Raw genomic sequence first — 23,777 nt, 5'->3', positions numbered from 1 at the left:
TTCAATGAAATACATCTTCTTATTTATTACCAGCTTCATATTTGCCCAACAAACTCAATTTGTCGATTTTAAATCGGTTTCCGGTCAATTGAAATTTAAAACTGATGAAAAATTGGTTTCAGGTTCCGTTGATTATCAATTTGAGGTTTTAAAATCGGTTGATACTATTAAGATTGATGCTAAAAACATGGAGTTTTCAAAAGTTAGAATTAATCAAAACGAGGCTATTTTTATCAATACCGGTAAACAATTGCAAATCATAAACAATTTTCAAAAAGGCAAAAATAATTTGACTTTTGAATATACCGTAAAACCGAAACAGGCTTTATATTTCGTAGATATCGAAAATTCTGATGTTCAAATCTGGACACAGGGACAGGGAAAATACACTAGTAATTGGTTTCCAAGTTTTGATGATGTTAATGAGAAAGTAATTTTTAATATTGGGATTTTTTACGATAAAGAATATAAGGTTGTTTCGAATGGAGTTTTACAAAATAAAATAGAAAACAACAACCAGGTTCACTGGCAATATAAAATGGAAAATCCAATGAGTTCGTATTTATTGATGCTCGCCATTGGAAAATTTGATAAAAAAGAATTCAAATCAAAATCTAAAATTCCTTTAGAATATTATTTAGAACCTAAAGATGCAGATCGATTTGAACCTACCTACCGCTATTCCAAACGGATTTTTGATTTTTTGGAAAAAGAAATAGGAGTGAAGTATCCCTGGAAAATCAACAGGCAGATTCCGGTTCGTGATTTTTTGTATGCCGGAATGGAAAATACAACGACAACACTTTTTGCAACACGTTTTGTAGTTGACTCAATTGGTTTTGAAGATAGAAATTACACCAATGTGGATGCACACGAGTTGGCGCACCACTGGTTTGGCGATTTGGTTACAGCTGAAAGCAGCACACACCATTGGCTTCAGGAAGGTTTTGCTACTTATTATGCAGCATTAGCAGAAAAAGAAATTTTTGGTGATGATTATTTTTACTCAAAATTATATGATACTGCACAACAACTTAAATTCGCTTCCAGAACCGACTCGATTCCGGTTTTAAACGCCAAGGCGAGTTCACTGACTTTTTATGAAAAAGGGGCGTGGGCATTATTTGTTTTACATGAATCGATTGGAGATAAAGCGTTTAAAAAAGCTATTAAGAGTTATCTGAAGAAATATGCGTATCAAACTGTTAATACGCAGAATTTCTTTGATGAGATTAAGAAAGTTTCGAATTTTGATTTGGATAAATTTCAAAAAACCTGGTTGGAAACAACTTCTTTTGATACGCCAACCGCAAATGCTTTATTGAGTAAAAATAAAATGATTCAGATTCGTTTGGAAGTTGATAAACTGAAAAAGACAGCATTGGCTGAAAAACAGGATTACTTTTTAGAGCTTTTAAATTCAGATGTTTATCACAGTGTAAAAGAATCAATTATTGATCAAATTAAATCTGAGAAATATGACGGCAAGAAACCACTTTTGTTAGCCGCTTTACAAACCAACAATATTCAGGTTCGACAAGCTGTTGCAGCTACAATGTCAAAGATACCTGAAGATTTCAGAACAGAATATGAAACTTTACTCGATGATAAATCCTATCAGACACAGGAAATTGCGCTTTATTTTTTATGGAAAAATTTTCCGGATCGTCAGGCAGAATATCTTAATAAATCTAAAGAATGGATTGGTTTTAACGATTACAATCTTCGTGCTTTATGGCTTTCACTAGCGCTGTCTACACCCAATTACGGCAATAATTCAGAAGTTTTAATTTCAGAATTAATAGCTTTTTCTTCAACGCAATATGAAGCAACTACACGACAAAATGCACTTGAGAAACTTATTTCCTTTAAAATAATTAACGATCAGGTTTTGAGTAATTTAGTCAATGCCACAACGCATCACATGTGGCAGTTTTCTAAATTTGGAAGAGATTCTATTCGACCGCTATTAAAAAATCCTGAAATGCGTGCTTCATTTAATAGAATTTTACCTAATTTGAACCCCGATGAACAATTTCAGTTGAATCGTTTATTGAAAGAGTAAAGAGAGAATAGAACAAAGAAGCAAGGGTATAGATTCAAAAAAATCTTTTTTCTGGATTCTTTGTTCTATTTTCTCCAAAAAAATCCAAAAACAAAACCTAACAATTATTTATGAGAGCATTGGTTATTTCCGGAGGTGGCAGTAAGGGCGCATTTGCCGGAGGTGTTGCACAATATTTATTAGAGGTAAAAAGACATCAATACGACTTATTCCTCGGAACTTCAACCGGAAGCTTATTGATTCCGCATTTGGCTCTCGGAAATATCGAAAAAATACATTCGGTTTACACCAATGTCGATATGTCTAAAATATTTAATATTTGCCCTTTTGTTGTTAAAACAAAAGATGGTGTTGACATTGTGACTATAAATCACTTTAATGTTTTACGCCAGTTTTTTAAAGGAAAAAGAACATTTGGAGAAAGCAGAAGCTTGCAGAAATACATAAAAAACAATTTTTCATTATCCGATTTTAATCAATTAAAAAAATTAAAAAAAGATGTTATTATTACAGTGACCAATTTTACAAAAAACGAAGCTGAATATAAATCGATTAAAGATTGTACGTATGATGAATTTTGTGACTGGTCCTGGATTTCCAGCAATTATGTTCCGTTTATGAGTTTGGTTAACAAAAATAATTACGAATATGGTGATGGTGGATTCTCAAGTTTGGTTCCAATCCGTGAAGCTATTAATCGGGGAGCAACTGAAATCGATGTGATTATTTTAGAAACAGAAGTAAATATGGATAAAACCGTAATTGGAAAAAATCCATTTTCACTTATGATTGATTTGTTCCGTATTGCCCTTGATCAGGTTGAAAAACACGATATTGCTATAGGAAAACTGATAGCAAACAATAAGAATGTAAAACTTAATTTATATTACACACCAACAAAGTTGACAAATAATGCCTTGATTTTTAATAAAGAAGTGATGAAATCATGGTGGGAACAAGGGTATGAATATGCTCAGAATAAGTCTGAGATCATGAGTGATAATAAAGTTTGATTTTAGAATTTAGAATATAGATTTAGGAATTGAAGTGATTGCCGAAATTCAAAATCTACATTCTAAAATTTTATAGCTACCAAAGTTCCGCAACTTCATTTTTAATATATCCTAAAGCAGCATTACTAGGAGATTGTTTTTCTAATAAATCATTCAGAATAACTTCACGCAATTTATCAGCACTGTCCACACGGTCACTCATGGCAGCTTTTCGAATAATTTGTATGGTTGAGTTTTTAGCCGTTGTAATAATCATCCAGCATTCGTCTGACATATAAATTTGTTGCGTTAGATTGTGCTCGAATTCCTGTTCAATCTGATCGATTACAAAGTTTTCATAATCGTGTTTTTGGTTCGAAATCGGGGCAATACGAATCAATAGTTTCGTCAGGTTGATACGTTCTAAATATAAAGTCATGCGTTCGTAAGCCTGTAAACGTATGGGTAATGACTCGGAATGAGCTTGTTTATTTAATAAAAAAGCACGCTTTTTATCGTTGTTTTTAATGTGTAATTCAAAAAAACTATAAGCCACAAATCCGGTAACAATGGCTGGTAAAGTATAACTCGCTAATTCTATAATTCGTGTAAAATCCATTTTAATAATTTTTAAGCAAAAATATACTTTTTGAAGAGAAATCCACTTTAAATTTTATTTAATAAACGAATTGAAACCTTACTTTTGCACAAAGTTTTTATAACCTGCCGTAATACACTTTTTAATGGACTCATACGTAATAATTTTGCTTTGTTTAGCTGCTTTTGCAGCGGGTTTTATTGATGCAATTGTAGGCGGTGGCGGATTGATTCAAACTCCAATGGGACTAATATTGCTACCTAATTTACCAGTTTCAACGGTCATTGGAACTTTAAAAATTCCAGCGTTCAGTGGTACCGCTTTTGCCGCTTTTCAATATCTGAAAAAAGTGGTTATTCAATGGCGATTACTTTTAATCATGATGTGTTTGGCTGTTCCATCGGCATTTTTAGGTTCCACTATATTAACACTTGTCAGCAATGATTTTATGAAACCACTTTTATTGGTGGTTTTATCTTTATTATTTATTTATACTTATGCCAAGAAAAACTTCGGTCAGCATGCAGCCAAAGAGCATTCGGCTAAAACTCAAATTTTATACGCGATTGTAATCAGTATAATTATTGGTTTTTATGATGGTTTTATTGGTCCGGGAACCGGGAGTTTTTTTGTAGTTGCTTTTATTGCTTTATTGGGTTTTGATTTCTTGCATGCTTCTGCAAATGCTAAAATGGTTAACCTGGCAACTAATTTTGGTTCGATTTGCTTGTTTATGGTGAAAGGAAAAATCATATGGTCAATTGCAATTCCGATGGCAATAAGCAATGGACTTGGCGGATGGCTTGGCGCTAAACTGGCAATTTACAAAGGGAATGGTTTTATTAGAATTTTCTTTTTGGTTGTGGTAATTGGAACTTTAATCCGATTTGCTTATGATGTATTTTAAGCAAGTTTCTAAGGTGCTAAATCTCTGAGTTGCTGAGTATTTTAGAAATAAACTTAGAAACTTACATTCTTAGAACCTCTGTAAAAATATGCTAATTGATTTGATTTTAAACTGATAAAGGTATTTCCAAAAGGGTGAACCATATTTAACAAATGCGGATTGCCTTACTTCAAAGAATAAAAAAATGACCACTTAGAACCTCAGAAACTTAGTAGCTTATTAAATGATTAATTCTTATTTTTGCATAAAAAGGAGAACAATTTCATGCATAAATATATTGACCAGCTCAACGAGGCACAACGAGAACCCGTTTTACAAAAAGATGGGCCAATGATTATTATTGCTGGTGCAGGTTCGGGAAAAACCCGTGTATTAACAATTAGAATTGCCTATTTGATGCATCAGGGCATTGATGCTTTCAATATACTGTCGCTCACATTTACGAACAAGGCTGCCCGTGAAATGAAGCACAGGATTTCTGCTATTGTTGGCGCCAGTGAAGCAAAAAACTTGTGGATGGGAACTTTTCATTCTGTTTTTGCACGTATTCTTCGTTCTGAATCAGAACATTTAGGATACCCTTCCAACTTTACAATTTATGACTCTCAGGATTCGGCGAGGCTAATTTCTTCTATTATCAAAGAAATGCAGCTGGATCGCGATATTTATAAACCAAAACAGGTTTTAGGACGAATTTCGAGTTATAAAAATAGTTTAATTACTGTAAAAGCTTATTTCAACAATCCTGAATTACAAGAGGCGGATGCTATGGCCAAAAAACCAAGGTTAGGTGAAATCTACCAGGAATATGTAGAGCGTTGTTTTAAGGCTGGAGCAATGGATTTTGATGATTTATTATTGAAAACTAATGAATTGCTGACACGTTTTCCAGAAGTTTTAGCCAAATACCAAAACCGTTTTCGTTATATTTTGGTTGATGAGTATCAGGATACGAACCATTCTCAGTATTTGATTGTTAGGGCCTTATCGGATAAATTTCAGAATATTTGTGTGGTTGGTGATGATGCGCAAAGTATTTATGCTTTTCGTGGAGCAAATATCAATAACATTTTGAATTTCCAGAAAGATTATGAAGGTGTAAAAACCTTTAGGCTGGAACAAAATTATCGATCAACCCGAAACATTGTTGAAGCCGCCAATACGATCATTGATAAAAATAAAACCAAGCTTGATAAAATCGTCTGGACAGCTAATGATTTTGGTCCGAAGATAAAAATACACCGAAGTTTGACTGATGCCGAAGAAGGTCGTTTTGTGGCAAGTACCATTTTTGAGCAAAAAATGCAAAACCAATTGCATAATGGATCTTTTGCTATTTTGTATCGAACGAATGCACAATCGCGTGCAATGGAAGATGCTTTGAGGAAACGTGATATTCCGTATAGAATTTACGGAGGCTTATCATTCTATCAACGCAAGGAAATCAAAGATGTTTTGTGTTATTTGCGTTTGGTGATTAATCCAAAAGATGAAGAAGCTTTGGTTCGTGTCATCAATTATCCTGCTCGCGGAATTGGAGATACAACTGTTGAGAAATTGACCATTGCGGCCAATCACTACAAACGTTCGATTTGGGAGGTAATGGTGAATATTGATAAAATCGATTTGAAACTGAATTCCGGAACCAAACAAAAACTGAATGATTTTGTGACTATGATTCAGAGTTTTCAGGTCATAAATCAAAATCAGGATGCTTTTTATATTACAGACTACGTTGCTAAAAAAACAGGTTTAGTTCAGGAGTTGAAAAAAGATGCTACACCAGAAGGAATGGCAAAAATTCAGAATATCGAAGAACTCTTAAACGGTATCAAGGATTTTACAGAAGGACAAAAAGAAATTGACGGAGCAAGAGGAGCCTTGTCTGAATTTATGGAGGATGTAGCGCTTGCGACAGATTTGGATAAAGATACATCTGATGAAGATCGTGTGGCTCTGATGACCATTCACTTAGCTAAAGGACTTGAATTTCCCCATGTTTTTGTGGTGGGGATGGAAGAGGATTTGTTTCCTAGTGCCATGAGTATGAGTACAAGAAGTGAATTGGAAGAAGAACGTCGATTGTTTTATGTAGCGTTAACACGTGCAGAACATCAGGCATATTTGACGTATGCACAATCACGTTATCGCTGGGGAAAACTAACCGATAGTGACCCATCACGGTTTATTGAAGAAATTGACGGGCAATATTTGGAATATTTAACACCAACCGAAAACAATTATCGTTACAAACCAATGATCGACAGCGATATTTTTGGAGATATAGATAAATCCAAACTGCGATTGGCAAAACCGGTTGGAGGAACACCACCTAAATATAGTACTGACAATGAACCGAAAATAGATTTGAATATTCGGAAACTGAAACCCGTTGCAGGAACAAATCCAAATAGTGGGGCTCCAAATTTATTTGACAGTAAACTCACAATTGGAAATATAGTAATGCACGAACGTTTTGGAAAGGGAGAAGTGATTAATCTGGAAGGTGTTGGAGCCGACAAAAAAGCTGAAATCAAATTTGAAGTTGGTGGAATTAAAAAATTATTGCTGCGATTTGCCAAATTGGATGTTGTGGGGTAAAAAAATGTTTCAGGTTTCAGGTTTTGCAAACTTTTTGGTTAGATTTTAAGCCATTTTAAGTATTCATTTCAACTTTAAACATGAAACAAAATAAACTTTAAAAAAAACAAAAATGGCAGAATTCATAAAAATATACCCCGATAAACCCAGTGAAGCTGCGATTGCAAAAGTGGTAAAAGTACTTCAAAATGGGGGTTTAGTTATTTATCCAACCGATACCGTTTATGGTTTAGGTTGTGATATTACCAACTCACGTGCTTTGGAAAAAATTGCAAAAATTAAAGGAGTTAAATTAGAGAAAGCAAATTTCTCGTTTATCTGTCATGATTTGAGCAATTTATCAGATTATGTAAGGCAGATTGATACCTCTACTTTCAAAATTTTAAAAAGAGCTTTACCTGGCCCTTATACTTTTATTTTACCAGGAAATAATAATTTACCTAAAGAATTTAAAAAGAAAACAACAGTAGGTATTCGTGTTCCGGACAATAATATTGCATTGGAAATAGTTAGGAAATTGGGAAATCCAATTGTCTCAACTTCTATTCGTGATGAAGATGATGTGATTGAATATACAACAGATCCGGAATTAATTTTTGAAAAATGGCAAAATCTGGTTGACCTGGTAATTGATGGGGGGTATGGTGATAATGTTGGTTCTACAATTATAGATTTATCAGAACATGAACCAGTTATTGTGAGAGAAGGAAAGGGAGATATAGGAATTTTGTAAAAAAAGACTTAAATATATCAACTTTAAAAAAAATAGTGCTAACTTTAAGGTAAGTTAAAATTTAGTTAGTTAATTAAAAAAAATGCTATCCTTTATGGTTAAAGGATATTAAAAAAGCAGGTCAATTGACCTGCTTTTTGTATAATAAATTATAATATTAAAAAATTATTGTTGTTGTTTTTTCATTTCTTTTTCAATCATTTCATAGAATTGATCGATTTTTGGCATAACAACAATTCTGGTTCTTCTGTTTCGGCCTTTATTTTCAGCAGTGTCATTGGCAACTAAAGGAATGTAAGAGCTTCTACCGGCAGCAATTAATTTAGCTGGATTTACTCCTAAATCATTAGTTAATACACGAACAATTGAAGTAGAACGTTTAACACTCAAATCCCAGTTGTCTAGCAAAATTCCGTTACTTTTGTAAGGAACGTTATCTGTGTGACCTTCAACCATACATTCGAAATCAGGTTTGTCGTTTACAACTTTTGCAACTTTAGCTAAAACGCCTTTTGCCGCGTCAGTTACCTCATAACTACCACTTTTAAATAATAATTTATCTGCAATAGAAATAAATACAACTCCTTTTTCTACATTAATTTCGATATCCGGATCGTTGATTCCAACAGCTCCTTTTAAACTTGTAACTAAAGCCAGTGTTACACTATCTTTCTTAGTTAATGCATCCTGAAGCCTTGAAATTTTCAAATCTTTTTCTTTTAGACTTTCTAGAGATTTTTCAAGATTTTCAGCTCCTTTTGTAGTTAAAACAGTTAAATCTTTTGAAGTACTGATCAAGTCCTGATTGTGTTCTTTATAGCTTTTGGCTGTAGCTGCCAATCCTGCTTTTTCTTCTAAACAAGTATTTAATTTAACAGTGCAAGAGTTTAATAAGTCTTGGGTTTCTTTGTTTTTAGCTTCCAATTCTGCATACTTCTTTTTAGAAACACACGATGTTAAAGCCATAAGTACTGTTAGAGCGATTGCTATTTTTCTCATAAGGTAAAATTTAATTTGATGTTAATTACAAAGTTAGTTTTTAATATTTTGATTAGTGTTAAAGATATCTTTAAAAAAAATCAATTTTTTTATATAATATAAGAAAACGACACTTTTTACGGTATAGTATCTTTGCATTTGAAAACATTTTCTCTTTTTTAAGTAGGGTAATGATAAACAATAGAATGAAAAATGGGCGTGTAAAATAGCTAGTGTATGTTTGAATTTCCCTTGCGTTAAAAATCTGATACCAGCTATCCCATCAAGAACCATTCTGAAAAAAATGATAAAAAACAATCCTTTTTTAGGAAGGTTTTTAACGAGCATTAACAATGAATTTCTAAAATTTAGATATGTTTTTTTAGGATTTCCCTGCTCTAAAGTTGCCCCGCCCACATGGTATACAATCGACTGATAACAGTATTTGATGCTATGCCCATCATTTTGTGCACGCCAGCATAAATCAATTTCTTCCTGATGGGCAAAAAATGTTTCATCAAATCCGCCTAATTCATGATAGATTTCTTTTCTTATAAAAAAACATGCTCCGGAGGCCCAGAATATATCAGAATTATCATTATATTGACCACTATCTTTTTCCATAGTATCAAAAATTCGTCCACGACAAAACGGAAAACCAAATTTATCAATAAAGCCCCCTGCAGCACCAGCGTATTCAAAATATTCCTTGTTCTTAAAATCCAGAATTTTAGGCTGAATAATGACAGTATTTTTTTCAGTTTCAAAGATTTCAATAATAGGTTTCAGCCAGTTTTCAGTCACTTCAATATCTGAATTTACTAAGGCATAAATTTCAGCATTAACTTCTTTTAAAGCGTCATTATAACCTTTTGCAAAACCGTGATTGCCAGAATTTTTTATGATTTTTATCGTAGGGAAATTTTTCTGAACGAATTCTACAGAACCATCTGTGGAAGCATTATCTGCTACATATATAGTGGCTTCTGTCGAAAATTGAACAACAGATGGTAAAAATTGTTCTAACAATTTTCTTCCGTTCCAATTTAAAATGACTACTGCTATCTTATTCAAAAGTATATTGTTAATTGATATTTTTATTCTTTGTAATTAGGCAGGGATTGAAGAAACTGATATTTCTCGTTTTCAAAATCCATCTGACAATAATAATGATTCAGTCCGTTTGTGACTTTCAAAAACCGTGCCTGCATTGTCATATTATAACGTGCAATCTGATCAAAAGTTGCCTGCGATATTTTTACTTCCGGTGCTTTGCATTCTACCAATATATGTATGGAACCATCCGAATTAAAAACCACAACATCATAACGTTTTCTTAAGCCATTGATTGTTAAAACTTTCTCTACGTTTATAAGCGATTTTGGATATTTTTTTTCATTCATCAAATAATGAACAACATGCTGACGAACCCACTCTTCCGGAGTAAGAATGATAAATTTTTTCCTGATTTCATCAAAAATAGACACTTTATTTTCGCTATTTTTGAATCGGAAAGTATAAGAAGGAAAATTTAATTGCTGCATAAGGCAAAAATATAAAATAGTTTCAGGTTTCAAGTTTAAAGTTTCAGGTTATTGAAATGAGAACTTGAAACTTTAAACTTGAAACAAAAGTATTGAATGGAGGAAGTTGTAAAGATTGTCAATGATATAAAAACTGGAAATATAAAACCGATTTATTTTTTAATGGGGGAAGAGCCTTATTATATTGATAAATTATCGGAATATATTGAGCAGAATATCCTTTCGGAAGAAGAAAAAGGATTCAATCAAACCGTTTTGTACGGAAGGGATGTTTCTGTAGAAGATATCGTTTCAACTGCCAAGCGCTATCCGATGATGGCTGACCGTCAGGTTGTTATTGTAAAAGAGGCGCAGGATTTATCAAGAACTATTGATAAAATAGAATCCTATGTTAATAATCCGATGGAAACAACAGTTTTGGTTTTTTGTTACAAATACAAAACACTTGATAAACGTAAAAAAGTTACCAAACTATTGGCACAAAAAGGGGTTGTTTACGAAAGTAAGAAATTGTATGAAAATCAGGTTGGAGATTGGATAAAGCGTGTTCTTGCAGGAAAAAAATATACTATTGACCCAAAAGCAAATGCGATGCTGGTAGAGTTTCTAGGAACAGATTTGAGTAAAATAAATAATGAACTGGAAAAATTACAGATTATTTTACCGCAGGGAACCGTAATTACGCCACAACATATTGAGGAAAATATTGGTTTCAGTAAAGATTATAACGTATTTGAACTTCGAAAAGCAATTGGGGAACGCAATCAACTTAAAGCTTATAAAATTGCTGAAAATTTTGCTCATAATCCAAAAGAATACCCACTGGTAATGACAACCGGATTAGTTTTCGGTTTTTTTGTCCAGCTTTTAAAATACCACGGACTTAAGGATAAAAATCCTAAAAATGTAGCAGCAGCTATTGGAGTAAATCCTTTTTTTTTAAAAGAATACGATTTAGCAATCAAGAATTATCCAATGCGAAAAGTGAGTCAAATTGTTGGAGCCTTACGTGATGTAGATGTAAAAAGTAAAGGAGTTGGAGCGAATGCTTTGCCTCAATCAGATTTACTAAAAGAAATGCTATACAAAATATTTAATTAAGCCATGAAAATTCACGATATTTGCGTTTCTAAAAAAATTACTACTTAAAAATAATAATTATACAATTATGGGAATGAATAAAAATACCGTTTTAGGATGGGCTACTTTTATAATGATACTTATGGGATTGTTACTTATAGGTCTTGGCGCTTTTAGATACAGTGATGTTTCGGGCTGGGGATTTGCGGCTACAGGTGTTGGGTTTCTAGCTAATGCATGGGTTTTTAATGCTTTGAAAGGGAGAGTTTAACAAAATTCAATTGCAATCACAATATCAAAATTCAATAGAGAAAAAATAATAATTAAAATTTAAAATAAACAAATGTCAGACGATAAGAAAGTAATTTTCTCAATGCAAAAATTGAGCAAAACCTATCAGGGAGCAGATAAACCGGTACTAAAAAACATCTATTTGAGTTTCTTTTACGGAGCTAAAATTGGTATTTTAGGTCTTAATGGTTCAGGAAAATCTTCTCTTTTAAAAATTATAGCCGGAGTTGATAAAAACTATCAGGGAGATGTTGTTTTTCAGCCAGGATACACAGTAGGTTATTTAGAACAGGAACCGATTCTGGATGATTCTAAAACTGTTATCGAAATCGTTCGTGAAGGAGCTGCTGAAACAATGGCAGTTTTGGAAGAATACAATCAAATCAATGATTTATTTGGTCTTCCGGAAAACTACGAAGATCCGGATAAAATGGATAAGTTAATGGATCGTCAGGCTGCTTTACAGGACAAAATTGATGCTCTCGGGGCCTGGGAAATCGATACAAAATTAGAAATAGCAATGGATGCCTTGCGTACGCCGGATGGTGATACGCCTATAAAAAACCTTTCTGGTGGAGAGCGTCGTCGTGTAGCTTTATGTCGTTTGTTATTGCAACAGCCTGATGTATTGCTTCTGGATGAGCCTACCAACCACTTAGATGCTGAATCTGTACTTTGGTTAGAGCAGCACTTAGCACAATATGCAGGAACTGTAATTGCTGTAACGCACGATAGATATTTCCTTGATAATGTTGCCGGATGGATTTTAGAGTTGGATAGAGGGGAAGGTATTCCGTGGAAAGGAAATTATTCTTCCTGGTTAGACCAAAAATCAAGCAGAATGGCTCTTGAAGAAAAAGTAGCTTCAAAACGTCGTAAAAACTTAGAGCGTGAGCTGGACTGGGTTCGCCAGGGTGCTAAAGGTCGTCAAACCAAGCAAAAAGCGCGTTTACAGAACTACGACAAATTATTAAACGAAGATCAAAAGCAACTGGATGAAAACTTGGAAATCTATATTCCAAATGGTCCACGTTTAGGAACGAATGTTATTGAAGCCAAAAATGTAGCCAAAGCTTTTGGAGATAAATTATTGTACGACAATTTAAACTTCACGTTGCCACAAGCTGGTATTGTTGGAATTATCGGTCCAAACGGTGCTGGTAAATCTACCATTTTCAAAATGATTATGGGCGAACAAAAAACAGACAGTGGAGAATTTTCTGTTGGAGAAACCGTAAAAATTGCATACGTAGATCAGGCGCATTCAAATATTGACCCAAATAAATCAATCTGGGAAAACTTTGCCGACGGCCAGGAACTAATCATGATGGGAGGAAAACAAGTAAATTCAAGAGCTTATTTGTCACGTTTTAATTTTGGTGGTGGCGAACAAAACAAGAAAGTTTCAATGCTTTCCGGTGGAGAACGTAACCGTTTGCACCTGGCGATGACTTTGAAAGAAGAAGGAAATGTACTTTTACTGGATGAGCCTACAAATGATTTGGATGTAAATACACTTCGCGCACTTGAGGAGGGTCTTGAAAACTTCGCTGGTTGTGCTGTAGTAATTTCGCACGACAGATGGTTCTTAGACAGAATTTGTACACACATTCTGGCTTTCGAAGGTGATTCTGAAGTATACTATTTTGAAGGAGGATTCTCTGATTATGAAGAAAACAAAAAGAAACGTTTAGGTGGTGATTTAACTCCAAAACGTTTGAAATACAAAAAATTAATTAGATAATATTCTAATTAGAAATCTCAAAAGCCTCAGATTTATATGAATTTGAGGCTTTTTTATTTGAAGCTGTTTCCTGCTGTCCGCTGTATCTTTTTATTTTTAAAGAAAAAATAAAAAGGATGCCGCTTCCATCAGGGCTAGGGAGTTAGTTTTCAAAATAAATTTTAAGGAATACTAATCTATAATTATAAAAACTTAGCCTTTAATTCAGCAGTTGGAATCATACAGCTTTCCTTTTTGCCATACCATTTATACCTATTTTTGGCAATATAATCGTAGATGTAATTTCGAAGTTTCTCCGGAAGAATTTTAAAAATGGATGCTAAACTATATATTCCGCCCAACTCTTTACCAATTTCCAAAACTGCAGAAGATTTGTAATAATAAGCAACTCCGGGATTATATAAAATAATGCTGTCAATTTTTGATTGATCTAAACCAATATAATTGCAAATTTCAATTCCTAATTCCGATTGCAGAGCCACAAACCTAAATACATCTTTTTTATCATGTTTAATGATAAACTGAACTGCGCTATCGCATAAATTGCAAACGCCGTCAAAGAGGATTATTTTTTTATGCTCACCAGTCCTTGCGAGGAACGAAGCAATCTCACTACGTATTTCCATTTCAATTTGTATTATTCAGTCATTATATTCTTAATATCTTCAAATAAATCTTTCCAGGTTGGATTTAATGTACGAATCAATTCATTTTTAACTTCTCTTGAACCTGCTTTTATTTGTTTTTCTTTAGTTATTGCGTCTCCAATAAATTGAAATTGCTCGAAATAAACTAAAACATTTACATTATATCGAGCTGAAAATGACTTTGGATATTTTTTGTTCTTATGTTCAAGTATTCTTTGAGGAAGATTTGACGTTACACCAGTATACACCACGGTTTGATATTTATTAGTGATGATATATACAAATCCTGGTTTCATATTTTTATTTTTTGTCATTGCGAGGAACGAAGCAATCTCACTTAGTATTTACTTAAAGACTTGCTAATGTTAGTGCGGTTGCTTCGTTCCTCGCAATGACTTTGCATGTGTGAAACTACTACCTAAAACTTACTTCTTCGCCGCCTCAACCAACTCTAATTCATCTAAACTTACTTTAGAAGTAAAGATTCCATAATTTACAGTAGCCTTATTTTTTTCAATAACATCAATACTTCCCACAGATCTTCCGTCGAACATTCTTACTCTGTCACCAACTTTCAAAATAGGTTTTGGTTTTTCAATAACAGGTTTCAATTTCTTCTCTTTTTTCTCTTGCCGAATTTCTTCGACTTGTACAGAAACTTCTGCAATCACTTCTTTTTTCTTTTCGATTATCGCTTTGGCTTCTTTTGGAGTAGCTTTTTTACGTTTTGAATTTTCAATTTCAATGATTTTCAAAAACTCTCCAATAAGATCTTTTTTGTTTTTATTATTGAAATATTTCTCGGCTATATCCTCTATTTTCTGACCAATGTAAATCGTCTTTTGGTTGCTGTCGTACAATTCCTGATAGCTTTCCAGTTTCTGTTTGATTTTTACATTGATGTTTTCCATCTTTTTGCTTTCCTCACGGGCTCGGGTTTCTTCTTCTTTAAGATTGATAGAAGTTTTCTCCAATTTAGAACGTTCTTTTTGAAGTGTTGCAATCGTTTTGTCAAAACGAACTTTTCCGACTTCAATTTTCTTTTTGGCACGATTAATCAATCCAAATGGAATTCCGTTTTTTAGGGCAACCTCAAAAGTAAACGAACTTCCCGCCTGACCAAGAGCTAATTTATACATTGGTTCAAGCGATTTTTCATCAAACATCATATTCGCATTTGTAGCAAAAGGCAATTCATTTGCCAGAATTTTCAAATTCGAATAATGTGTTGTAATGATTCCGAAAGCTTCACGATGATAAAATTCTTCCAGAAAAATCTCTGCCAACGCGCCACCCAATTCAGGATCAGAACCAGTTCCGAATTCATCAATTAAAAACATGGTTTTCTTATTACACTTTTTTAGGAAATAATTCATGTTTTTTAATCGATAGCTGTAAGTGCTCAAATGATTCTCAATAGATTGATTGTCTCCAATATCGGTTAGGATTCGGTCAAACAAGAAAGTTTCACTTCGTTCATGAACGGGTATCAACATCCCGGATTGCAACATCAATTGCAATAAACCAACTGTTTTAAGCGAAATGGTTTTTCCTCCCGCATTTGGTCCGGAAATTACGATAATTCGGTTGTCCTGTTTTAATTCAATGGTCTGCGGATGAGTAATTTCGTTCTTTTGTTTATTATTCAAATACAAAATCGGATGGTATGCTTCTCTAAAAAATAATCTTCTTTCTTCTGTAATATTGGGTAATATTCCGTTAATTCTATTGGCATATTTAGCTTTCCCTGCAACTACATCAATATCACTTAAAAATTCCTGATATTCAATTAACAAAGGTAAAAATGGTCGAATCTCATTTGATAATTGCTTTAAAATTCGGGTAATTTCCTCTTTTTCTTCGTACTCCAGATTAGCCAGTTCTCTGGAATATTGCAGTGTTGCTTCAGGTTCAATATAAGCGATGCTTCCCGTTTTTGAACTTCCTAAAATAGAGCCTTTAACTTTACGGCGATACATGGCCAAAACGGCTAAAACACGACGATTTTGAACAAAGCTTTCCTTTATATCATCTAAGTATCCAAGGCTGTTATTGTGGGTAAGGGCAACTCCAAAACTTTGGTTTACCTTACCACGAACAATATTCATATTCTGACGGATACTCAAAAGGGCAGGAGAAGCATTGTCTTTTATTTCACCATATTTATCTACTATAGCATCAATAAGTGTAACAATATCTTTGGTGTACTCAACTCTTGAAGCCCTTGCATTTAAGTTCGGATAATAATCATCAAACTTTTTCAGGAAATTCAATAAGAAATTAGCTGTCGATGAAAGTGTTGCAATTTTTCTAAAACTGCCAACTTCCAAAAAACTATCCTCAATAGCTAAGAACTTAATTTCATGCGTTATGGCGTCAAATCCATGATTAGGAATGGCATTGTTATTTTCAAAAGAGGAAACATATTCTGATGTCTGCATTAAAGCCTGTATCAAAGTCTCCTTATCTCTAAATGGGGTAATTTGTAAAGCTTTTTCTTTTCCTATATCTGTGTTACAGCCAGCCGAAATAGTTTCGAGCACTGTTGGGAATTGTAAATCTTGTAATGTTTTTTCGGTAATACTAATCATTTAATTTCTTTAACAAAGTACAGGCAAAAGTACAAAAATAGTATCATTGAATTTTACAAAGTTCCTGTCTAAATTTTGTGGACTGTTAAATATGATTTCAATAAAAAAATTACGAGATTCGCATTAAAAAAAAGTCATGGACGTAAAAATGCATCATTCCTGGAAACCAATTTTGAATGAAGAATTTGAAAAACCATATTTCAATGAATTAATTGCTTTTGTAAAATCTGAATATGCTACTAAAGTTTGTTATCCAAAGGGTGGGCAGATTTTTTCAGCTTTTGACCACTGTCATTTTGATCAGGTAAAAGTTGTTATTATAGGACAGGATCCCTATCACGGCCCAAATCAGGCAAATGGTTTGTGTTTCTCTGTGAATGATGGGATTCCGTTTCCTCCATCACTCTATAATATCTTCAAAGAAATCGAAGCCGACTTAAATATACCGATTCCTAAAACCGGTAATTTAGAGCGTTGGGCGGATCAGGGTGTTTTTCTGTTAAATGCTACTTTAACAGTTCGACAATCTGAAGCCGGAAGTCATCAGGGTAAAGGTTGGGAAAAATTTACAGACGCTGTTATCAAGAAAATTTCTTCTGAAAAAGAGAATGTTGTCTTTTTGCTTTGGGGAGGTTTTGCTCAAAAAAAAGGAGTCTTGATTGATGCTGAAAAACATCTGATTTTAAAATCAGGGCACCCTTCTCCTTTAAGTGCCAATAGGGGCTTCTGGTTTGGAAACAAACATTTTAGTAAAACAAATGTTTTTCTTAAATCAAAAGAAATTAAAGAAATTTCTTGGTTTTAAAAATATTTTTTGTAAATTTAGTATTACAACTATGCTTTTGCATAAAATGCTACTATAATCTTTTATGAAAAATATATAAAATACAGATTTCCAAAAACTGTTTTTGATGAAAATCCAATAGCAATTTGAATGTTATTGGATTTTTTTATGAATCAGACATACGAATCAATAAAAGAATTAAAAAAAGGGATTATCTTTGCACCACATTCAACACAAACTAATTTTCATGAGTTCAGATTCCAGCAAAAGGTACGCACAAAGAGGTGTTTCGGCATCAAAAGAAGACGTACACAACGCCATAAAAAATATCGACAAAGGTTTATTTCCTCAGGCATTCTGTAAGATTGTGCCAGACTACTTAACACAAGATTCAGAATATTGTTTAATTATGCACGCTGACGGGGCTGGTACAAAATCGTCATTGGCATATATGTATTGGAAAGAAACTGGAGATATTTCGGTTTGGAAAGGAATCGCTCAGGATGCCTTAATCATGAATATTGATGATTTATTATGTGTTGGGGCAACCGATAATATTTTACTTTCTTCTACAATAGGAAGAAACAAAAACTTAATTCCTGCCGAAGTTATTTCAGCAATTATTAATGGGACTGAAGAATTAATCAACGAATTAAAATCTTTTGGCGTAACCATTCATTCAACGGGTGGTGAAACTGCTGATGTTGGAGACGTAGTTCGTACCATTATTGTAGATTCTACTGTAACAGCCCGTATGAAACGCAGCGATGTAGTGGATAATGCAAACATAAAAGCCGGCGATGTGATAGTAGGTTTGACCTCTTTTGGTCAGGCAACTTACGAAAAAAGCTATAATGGCGGAATGGGAAGTAATGGCCTGACATCTGCCCGTCATGATGTTTTCGGGAAATATTTAGCTAAAAAATACCCTGAAAGTTATGATGCCCTTGTTCCGGAAGAATTAATTTATTCAGGTCAGGTTAATTTAACTGATGAAGTTGAAGATAGTCCGATAAACGCTGGTCAGTTGGTACTTTCGCCAACCAGAACTTTCGCACCAATTATTAAGAAAATTTTGGATACGTATACGCCAAACGAAATTCATGGAATGGTGCATTGCAGTGGAGGAGCACAGACTAAAATTTTACATTTCGTTCAGAATTTACATATCATAAAAGATAATTTATTTCCGGTTCCACCATTGTTTAGGTTAATTCAGGAACAATCTAAAACCGACTGGAAAGAAATGTACCAGGTTTTCAATTGCGGTCACCGTATGGAAATTTATGTTCCTGAAAATATTGCTCAGGATATTATCGCAATTTCAAAATCATTCAATGTCGATGCACAAATAGTAGGTAGAGTAGAAGCTGCTGATTCCAAAAAACTGACTATTACCAGCGAATATGGTACTTTCGAATATTAAATATATAACTATTAGCTTTTTCAGGAGCTAATCCCGCTATCCGTTACAATCTTTTGCTTTTTAAAGAAAAAAGCAAAAGGATTTTCACTTCTATCGGGGCTAAAACACCATCTTGTTATGTACGAATTACTTTTTTGGAGATATTTAGAAGAAGTTTACCTGAACCATCATGAAGTTTATGAAGCGCTGCTTGAAAAACATGAAGTTGAAGGTTTAGAGATTCTTCCCGTCGGGGTAATTCTCAACCGAATCAATTCAGTTTTCTCACAATGGGAAAAAGTAGATGAGAATAGTTGGAAAAACAACTCAGGAAAAGGTGCATTTCAGGTAATTTCAACTCCACAAAGTATCAAAATCGACTGTTATGGTACTGAAGGAAAAACCATGAATAAGTTGGTTGAAGTATTGGAAGAATTCAAATGTCCATTATATGATCCGCAAGTTCCGGAACGTTATGACGAAATGAGTGAGTAGTTTTTGTAAATAATTAGCTTTATCAATGGATTTTAATTTCTCAGAAAATATTATTTTAGAAGACAATTTGGTTTTATTGCGTTCTCTGCAAGAATCTGATGTCGATAATTTATTAGAAATTTCCATCAACGAGCCGGAAACCTGGAAATATTCTTTAGTAGGTGCTGACGGAAAAGAGAACTTGATCAATTATATTCAATCAGCAGTAATAGCAAGAGATAATCAAAAGGAATTACCTTTTATAGTTTTCGATAAAAAATCTCAAAAATACGCAGGTTCAACACGTTTCTACGACATGAATCTCGAATATAAAACACTTCAATTAGGTTTTACCTGGTATGGTTCAGCTTTTAGAGGAACCGGACTCAACAAACATTGTAAATATTTATTACTTCAATTTGCCTTCGAAACACTCGGAATAGAGCGTGTAGAATTCCGGGCCGATAATAATAACGAAAGAAGTATTGCTGCTATGAAAAGCATTGGTTGCAAAGTCGAAGGTGTTTTGCGAAGTAATATGCCAACTAGAGGAGTGGATGTTCGTCGTGATTCTATCGTCTTGAGTATCTTAAAAGAGGAATGGTTTGCTGAAGTAAAAGAAAATCTACACAAAAAGCTGTAGATTTATACAGCGTTTCTTTGAGGACTCATGATATCCAAAATCTTTTCCTTTAATTTTTTAAAAATTATATTTTGTTGTAATTTGCTAACGTGAAATTATGTTAAATCGTTTTAGTAGCTCACTTTGATTATAATACAACTAAAATGATGAAAAAAAATATCCAATGAATATTACAAATAATAAAGGTGTTTTATTAGGCTTATCTATCTTGCTATTTAGTTTTACAAATCAAATAAAGGCACAAAAAAAAACTCCCGAAAAACGAAATCTAGTACAGTATGCCGACCCAATGATTGGAACGGCCAAAATGGGACATACCTATCCCGGTGCAACAGTGCCTTTTGGGAGTGTGCAATTAAGCCCGGAAACTGATACTATTGCGTATAGCCTAAACGGAAAATACAATGGAGATGTATACAAGTATTGTTCAGGATATCAATATGAAGACAAAACAATTGTAGGTTTCAGTCACACCCATTTTAGCGGAACAGGACATTCTGACTTAGGAGATTTTTTAATCATGCCTACAACAGGTGAACTACAATTGAATCCCGGGGTTGCTTCAAAACCTTTATCTGGATATCGATCTGCATTTTCTCATACAACAGAAAAGGCTGAACCAGCTTATTACAGCGTACTTTTAGAAGATCATAAAATTAAGGCAGAACTTACGGCAACAACGCGCGTCGGAATGCATCAATATACCTTCCCAAAATCAGATGAAGCCCATATTATTCTCGATTTGACTTCCGGAATTTACAATTACAATAAAAAAAATGTTTGGACATTTGTTCGTATTGAAAACGATACTTTAATTACAGGATACCGCCAGACAAATGGATGGGCAAGAACCAGAACAGTTTATTTTGCCATGTCTTTCAGTAAACCAATCAAAAGCTACGGACAGGCGGCACAGGAAAAAAGTGTGTACAGAGGTTTTTGGGGAAGATTCGATCAAACCAAAAACTTTCCCGAAATGGCAGGACAAAACCTAAAATTGTTCTTTGATTTTAATACTGATGAAGGAGAGAAGATAAAAATAAAAATGGCTCTTTCGCCAGTGAGTTCAGCAGGTGCACTTGAAAACATGAAAAAAGAAGTTCCGGGTTGGGATTTTGAAAAGGTAAAAAAGCAAAGTCAGGAAGTGTGGAATAACGAACTGAATAAAATTCAGATAGAAACCATTCAAAAAGAAGATTTGGTCAATTTTTATACCGCCATGTATCACGCGTTTTTAGGTCCTACAGAATATATGGATTTAGATGGTAATTATAAAGGTCTGGATATGAATGTTTACAAAGCAGAGGGTTTTAAAAACTATACCAGCTATTCTTTATGGGATACTTATAGAGCTTTGCATCCTTTATTTAATATAGTACAGCCAACTCGAAATTCAGATATGATCAGTTCAATGTTGGCACATTCAGATCAAAGTGTACATAAAATGCTGCCAATCTGGTCGCATTATGCTAATGAAAATTGGTGTATGATTGGGTATCATTCTGTTTCTGTCATTGCTGACGCAATTGTAAAAGGCAATACCAGTTTCGATCCTGAAAAAGCACTTCAGGCTTGTGTTACTACGGCAAAAGTACCGTATTATGATGGTTTGGAATATTATATGAAAATGGGTTACGTTCCTGAAGATAAAAATGGTTCCTCAGTTTCAAAAACTTTAGAATATGCTTATGATGATTGGGCGATTGCTCAGGCAGCAAAGAAATTAGGAAAAACGGATGTTTATAATGAATTCATCGAAAGATCTAAAAATTATAAAAATGTCTACGATGCCAAAACCGGTTTTATGCGTCCTAAATTAAATGACAGAAGTTTCAAAAAAGAATTCGATCCTTTAGATACGCACGGACAAGGTTTCATCGAAGGCAATTCATGGAATTATAGTTTGTATGTTCCGCAGGATCCGGCAGAAATGATTAAAATGATGGGTGGCAATGATAAATTCAATGTTCGGTTAGATTCGTTATTCAACATGCATTTACCGGATAAATATTTTGAAAACACCGAAGATATCACCAGAGAAGGAATCATAGGGAATTATGTGCACGGAAATGAACCTTCCCATCATGTTGTTTACTTATATAATTGGACAAATTCGCCTTGGAAAGCACAGGACAAAATCAGAATGATCCTGAAAAAAATGTACCGAAATGGCGCTGACGGTTTAGGCGGAAATGATGATTTTGGGCAAATGAGTGCCTGGTATATTTTTAGCAGTTTAGGATTTTATCCTGTAGCGCCGGGTTCTGATGAATATGCTTTAGGTAGTCCGTTAGTTAAAAGGGCAGTTTTCAATTTGGAAAATGGTAAAACATTCGAAGTAGAAGCCATAAATCAATCCGATAAAAATGTATTTGTTAGCAAAGTACTTTTAAACGGGAAAGAACTTTCAAAACCTTTCTTAAAACATTCTGATATTATAAACGGGGGTAAAATGACATTCTATATGAGCAGCAAACCTAATAAAAAGAATTATCAAAATTAATAAAAAGCAAAACATAGCATAGTTTGAAAAAAACTTCACGAAATTTGCACCTTAATATAAATTGACCCTTATGAAAATAAATCTAAAATCAGGAATTGATAAATTGCTTTTCGGAATGAAGCAAAATGATGTAACGGCTGTTTTAGGAAAACCGGATAAAAATTATAATGACGAAGATGATAATGTAATTTTTGTCTATAACACACAAAAAATAAGATTAACGTTTTATCAGGAAGAAGATCTAAAATTAGGATATTTAGTTGCTTCAAGTAATGATTTAGAAGTTTTCGGATTCAAACTTATAGGAAGAAAAATTGCAGACGTAAAAAAAGATCTGGCAACGAAAGGAATTACAAAATACAATCAGGAAACTTTTGACACTTTCGAAAATTATTTTAATGAAGATAACTGGTTTATTCTTCAAACCGAATTTGATGAAGTTGTAAAATTTGAAGTTGGTGCAATTATCAATGATAAAGATGAATTTGATTGGAAATTTCCAGTTAAGAAATAAGATTGCCATACAACACTAATAAATAAACCCGACAGATTTTATAACTGCCGGGTTTGTTATTGTAATATAGTAGAGATTCCTACTATATTATATATGAGTAATCTTTAGTAATAGAGTTTTCAGGAGCTTAATCCCGCTCTCCACTACAATCTTTTGTGCCGAACCCCGGCACAAAAGGATTTTCGTTTCTATCGGGGCTAGGACGGAAGTGTCCAACAGAACATCCTTCTTCTATATAAAGGAGCAGAAGTTTAAAGAACCAAACAGTATTATGGAAAAGAAAACTTAGCGCCTCTGTGTCTTTGCGCGATTAAAATAAGTTATAAAAGAACTTTTGCGACTTTTCAGCTCTGCGATAAATAGCTTTAGGCTTTGTTAAGCATTCAGAACTCAAACTACGTGAAAAAACTTTGGTTTTTAAAAACCAGCATGCCAGCCACTTATAAAAAAGATGGAAAATATATAATAAAAAGGCTTGCAGATGTAAATAAAGGTGCTACTTTTGCACCCGCAACAGCGATAGACGTTCCTTTAAATACTGACAAGCAAACGAATTTGGATTGAAAAATTTTTTTCAAAAAAAGATTCAAAAAAGCTTGTGAGATTTGAAAACAGATGTTACATTTGCACCCCGCAAAACAGGGAAAGTTCATTGATAGATTGGTAAATAAGAAGAAGAAAAA

The 23,777-nt window shown here is 33.7% G+C and carries 22 protein-coding genes; 15 read left to right on the top strand and 7 right to left on the bottom strand.

What is annotated here, in order from left to right; all coding sequences use genetic code 11:
* Positions 1-4: 4 nt before the first annotated feature.
* Both J2W48_RS13565 and J2W48_RS13560 read left to right on the top strand, forming a co-directional pair.
* A complete protein-coding gene (locus J2W48_RS13565) occupies positions 5-2,065 on the top strand; it encodes a M1 family metallopeptidase (RefSeq protein WP_310282172.1) in 2,061 nt (686 codons plus the stop codon).
* Between the two features lie 110 nt (positions 2,066-2,175).
* Positions 2,176-3,078, top strand: a complete 903-nt coding sequence (locus J2W48_RS13560) for a patatin-like phospholipase family protein (protein WP_310282171.1) — start codon at positions 2,176-2,178, stop codon at positions 3,076-3,078.
* Positions 3,079-3,154: 76 nt separating this feature from the next.
* On the opposite strand, the gene J2W48_RS13555 is transcribed toward J2W48_RS13560, so the two are convergent.
* Complete coding sequence (locus J2W48_RS13555) at positions 3,155-3,676, bottom strand: DUF7935 family protein (protein ID WP_310282170.1); 522 nt, start codon at positions 3,674-3,676, stop codon at positions 3,155-3,157.
* A gap of 124 nt (positions 3,677-3,800) precedes the next feature.
* Here J2W48_RS13555 and J2W48_RS13550 point away from each other — a divergent pair, with 124 nt between their 5' ends.
* The 3 genes from J2W48_RS13550 (at position 3,801) to J2W48_RS13540 (ending at position 7,896) form a co-directional block, all read left to right on the top strand.
* Positions 3,801-4,562 (top strand): sulfite exporter TauE/SafE family protein, encoded by a 762-nt coding sequence (locus tag J2W48_RS13550; RefSeq protein ID WP_310282169.1) that lies wholly within the window; start codon positions 3,801-3,803, stop codon positions 4,560-4,562.
* A 264-nt stretch (positions 4,563-4,826) separates the two neighbouring features.
* Positions 4,827-7,163 (top strand): ATP-dependent helicase, encoded by a 2,337-nt coding sequence (locus J2W48_RS13545; RefSeq protein ID WP_310282168.1) that lies wholly within the window; start codon positions 4,827-4,829, stop codon positions 7,161-7,163.
* Between the two features lie 112 nt (positions 7,164-7,275).
* Entirely contained in the window at positions 7,276-7,896 is a 621-nt protein-coding gene (locus J2W48_RS13540; protein WP_310282167.1) for an L-threonylcarbamoyladenylate synthase, read from the top strand.
* 165 nt (positions 7,897-8,061) lie between these two features.
* On the opposite strand, the gene J2W48_RS13535 is transcribed toward J2W48_RS13540, so the two are convergent.
* Genes J2W48_RS13535 through J2W48_RS13525 form a run of 3 tightly spaced genes read right to left on the bottom strand, consistent with a single transcriptional unit; the run spans position 8,062 to position 10,418 of the window.
* Entirely contained in the window at positions 8,062-8,895 is an 834-nt protein-coding gene (locus tag J2W48_RS13535) for an OmpA/MotB family protein (RefSeq protein ID WP_310282166.1), read from the bottom strand.
* Between the two features lie 33 nt (positions 8,896-8,928).
* Complete coding sequence (locus J2W48_RS13530; RefSeq protein WP_310282165.1) at positions 8,929-9,948, bottom strand: glycosyltransferase family 2 protein; 1,020 nt, start codon at positions 9,946-9,948, stop codon at positions 8,929-8,931.
* Positions 9,949-9,971: 23 nt separating this feature from the next.
* Positions 9,972-10,418, bottom strand: a complete 447-nt coding sequence (locus tag J2W48_RS13525) for a type I restriction enzyme HsdR N-terminal domain-containing protein (RefSeq protein ID WP_310282164.1) — start codon at positions 10,416-10,418, stop codon at positions 9,972-9,974.
* Positions 10,419-10,514: 96 nt separating this feature from the next.
* Between J2W48_RS13525 and holA the strand changes: the two genes are divergently transcribed.
* The 3 genes from holA to ettA all read left to right on the top strand — a co-directional run bounded on the left by holA (position 10,515) and on the right by ettA (position 13,533).
* Positions 10,515-11,519 (top strand): DNA polymerase III subunit delta, encoded by a 1,005-nt coding sequence (gene holA / locus J2W48_RS13520; protein ID WP_310282163.1) that lies wholly within the window; start codon positions 10,515-10,517, stop codon positions 11,517-11,519.
* Between the two features lie 67 nt (positions 11,520-11,586).
* Positions 11,587-11,769, top strand: coding sequence for a CAL67264 family membrane protein (locus J2W48_RS13515; RefSeq protein ID WP_230714740.1), 183 nt, complete (start codon positions 11,587-11,589; stop codon positions 11,767-11,769).
* A 72-nt stretch (positions 11,770-11,841) separates the two neighbouring features.
* Positions 11,842-13,533, top strand: coding sequence for an energy-dependent translational throttle protein EttA (gene ettA / locus J2W48_RS13510; RefSeq protein ID WP_310282162.1), 1,692 nt, complete (start codon positions 11,842-11,844; stop codon positions 13,531-13,533).
* A 182-nt stretch (positions 13,534-13,715) separates the two neighbouring features.
* Here ettA and J2W48_RS13505 read toward each other — a convergent pair whose 3' ends face one another.
* From J2W48_RS13505 to J2W48_RS13495, 3 genes are all read right to left on the bottom strand, one after another.
* Positions 13,716-14,159, bottom strand: a complete 444-nt coding sequence (locus J2W48_RS13505) for a thiol-disulfide oxidoreductase DCC family protein (RefSeq protein ID WP_310282161.1) — start codon at positions 14,157-14,159, stop codon at positions 13,716-13,718.
* Between the two features lie 11 nt (positions 14,160-14,170).
* The gene (locus J2W48_RS13500) at positions 14,171-14,476 is read right to left on the bottom strand and encodes a GIY-YIG nuclease family protein (protein ID WP_310282160.1); all 306 of its coding nucleotides are present in this window, start codon (positions 14,474-14,476) and stop codon (positions 14,171-14,173) included.
* A 129-nt stretch (positions 14,477-14,605) separates the two neighbouring features.
* Positions 14,606-16,771, bottom strand: coding sequence for an endonuclease MutS2 (locus J2W48_RS13495; RefSeq protein ID WP_310282159.1), 2,166 nt, complete (start codon positions 16,769-16,771; stop codon positions 14,606-14,608).
* 136 nt (positions 16,772-16,907) lie between these two features.
* Between J2W48_RS13495 and J2W48_RS13490 the strand changes: the two genes are divergently transcribed.
* The 7 genes from J2W48_RS13490 to J2W48_RS13460 all read left to right on the top strand — a co-directional run bounded on the left by J2W48_RS13490 (position 16,908) and on the right by J2W48_RS13460 (position 23,658).
* Positions 16,908-17,576, top strand: coding sequence for a uracil-DNA glycosylase (locus tag J2W48_RS13490; protein ID WP_310282158.1), 669 nt, complete (start codon positions 16,908-16,910; stop codon positions 17,574-17,576).
* Between the two features lie 226 nt (positions 17,577-17,802).
* Positions 17,803-18,981, top strand: a complete 1,179-nt coding sequence (locus J2W48_RS13485) for an AIR synthase related protein (RefSeq protein WP_310282157.1) — start codon at positions 17,803-17,805, stop codon at positions 18,979-18,981.
* A 117-nt stretch (positions 18,982-19,098) separates the two neighbouring features.
* On the top strand, positions 19,099-19,455 hold the full coding sequence (locus tag J2W48_RS13480; RefSeq protein WP_310282156.1) for a hypothetical protein: 357 nt from the start codon (positions 19,099-19,101) through the stop codon (positions 19,453-19,455).
* 25 nt (positions 19,456-19,480) lie between these two features.
* Positions 19,481-20,077: a GNAT family N-acetyltransferase gene (locus J2W48_RS13475; protein WP_310282155.1), complete on the top strand. Its 597-nt coding sequence runs from the start codon at positions 19,481-19,483 to the stop codon at positions 20,075-20,077.
* A gap of 163 nt (positions 20,078-20,240) precedes the next feature.
* Positions 20,241-22,580, top strand: coding sequence for a GH92 family glycosyl hydrolase (locus J2W48_RS13470; RefSeq protein ID WP_310282154.1), 2,340 nt, complete (start codon positions 20,241-20,243; stop codon positions 22,578-22,580).
* A 70-nt stretch (positions 22,581-22,650) separates the two neighbouring features.
* Entirely contained in the window at positions 22,651-23,094 is a 444-nt protein-coding gene (locus tag J2W48_RS13465; protein WP_310282153.1) for a hypothetical protein, read from the top strand.
* Positions 23,095-23,493: 399 nt separating this feature from the next.
* On the top strand, positions 23,494-23,658 hold the full coding sequence (locus J2W48_RS13460) for a hypothetical protein (protein ID WP_310282152.1): 165 nt from the start codon (positions 23,494-23,496) through the stop codon (positions 23,656-23,658).
* Positions 23,659-23,777: the final 119 nt, after the last annotated feature.

The sequence above is a fragment of the Flavobacterium piscis genome, assembly GCF_031457575.1.
Taxonomy (GTDB): domain Bacteria; phylum Bacteroidota; class Bacteroidia; order Flavobacteriales; family Flavobacteriaceae; genus Flavobacterium; species Flavobacterium piscis_A.
Note: the sequence above shows the minus strand (reverse complement) of the source record. Positions and strands in the feature narration are given on the sequence as shown.

Bases quoted from the DNA above. Each gene is read 5' to 3' on its own strand.
- J2W48_RS13565 (WP_310282172.1), top strand. From the start codon at position 5: ATGAAATACATCTTCTTATTTATTACCAGCTTCATATTTGCCCAACAA.
- J2W48_RS13560 (WP_310282171.1), top strand. From the start codon at position 2,176: ATGAGAGCATTGGTTATTTCCGGAGGTGGCAGTAAGGGCGCATTTGCC.
- J2W48_RS13555 (WP_310282170.1), bottom strand. From the start codon at position 3,676: ATGGATTTTACACGAATTATAGAATTAGCGAGTTATACTTTACCAGCC.
- J2W48_RS13550 (WP_310282169.1), top strand. From the start codon at position 3,801: ATGGACTCATACGTAATAATTTTGCTTTGTTTAGCTGCTTTTGCAGCG.
- J2W48_RS13545 (WP_310282168.1), top strand. From the start codon at position 4,827: ATGCATAAATATATTGACCAGCTCAACGAGGCACAACGAGAACCCGTT.
- J2W48_RS13540 (WP_310282167.1), top strand. From the start codon at position 7,276: ATGGCAGAATTCATAAAAATATACCCCGATAAACCCAGTGAAGCTGCG.
- J2W48_RS13535 (WP_310282166.1), bottom strand. From the start codon at position 8,895: ATGAGAAAAATAGCAATCGCTCTAACAGTACTTATGGCTTTAACATCG.
- J2W48_RS13525 (WP_310282164.1), bottom strand. From the start codon at position 10,418: ATGCAGCAATTAAATTTTCCTTCTTATACTTTCCGATTCAAAAATAGC.
- holA (WP_310282163.1), top strand. From the start codon at position 10,515: ATGGAGGAAGTTGTAAAGATTGTCAATGATATAAAAACTGGAAATATA.
- J2W48_RS13515 (WP_230714740.1), top strand. From the start codon at position 11,587: ATGGGAATGAATAAAAATACCGTTTTAGGATGGGCTACTTTTATAATG.
- ettA (WP_310282162.1), top strand. From the start codon at position 11,842: ATGTCAGACGATAAGAAAGTAATTTTCTCAATGCAAAAATTGAGCAAA.
- J2W48_RS13505 (WP_310282161.1), bottom strand. From the start codon at position 14,159: ATGGAAATACGTAGTGAGATTGCTTCGTTCCTCGCAAGGACTGGTGAG.
- J2W48_RS13500 (WP_310282160.1), bottom strand. From the start codon at position 14,476: ATGAAACCAGGATTTGTATATATCATCACTAATAAATATCAAACCGTG.
- J2W48_RS13495 (WP_310282159.1), bottom strand. From the start codon at position 16,771: ATGATTAGTATTACCGAAAAAACATTACAAGATTTACAATTCCCAACA.
- J2W48_RS13490 (WP_310282158.1), top strand. From the start codon at position 16,908: ATGGACGTAAAAATGCATCATTCCTGGAAACCAATTTTGAATGAAGAA.
- J2W48_RS13485 (WP_310282157.1), top strand. From the start codon at position 17,803: ATGAGTTCAGATTCCAGCAAAAGGTACGCACAAAGAGGTGTTTCGGCA.
- J2W48_RS13480 (WP_310282156.1), top strand. From the start codon at position 19,099: ATGTACGAATTACTTTTTTGGAGATATTTAGAAGAAGTTTACCTGAAC.
- J2W48_RS13475 (WP_310282155.1), top strand. From the start codon at position 19,481: ATGGATTTTAATTTCTCAGAAAATATTATTTTAGAAGACAATTTGGTT.
- J2W48_RS13470 (WP_310282154.1), top strand. From the start codon at position 20,241: ATGAATATTACAAATAATAAAGGTGTTTTATTAGGCTTATCTATCTTG.
- J2W48_RS13465 (WP_310282153.1), top strand. From the start codon at position 22,651: ATGAAAATAAATCTAAAATCAGGAATTGATAAATTGCTTTTCGGAATG.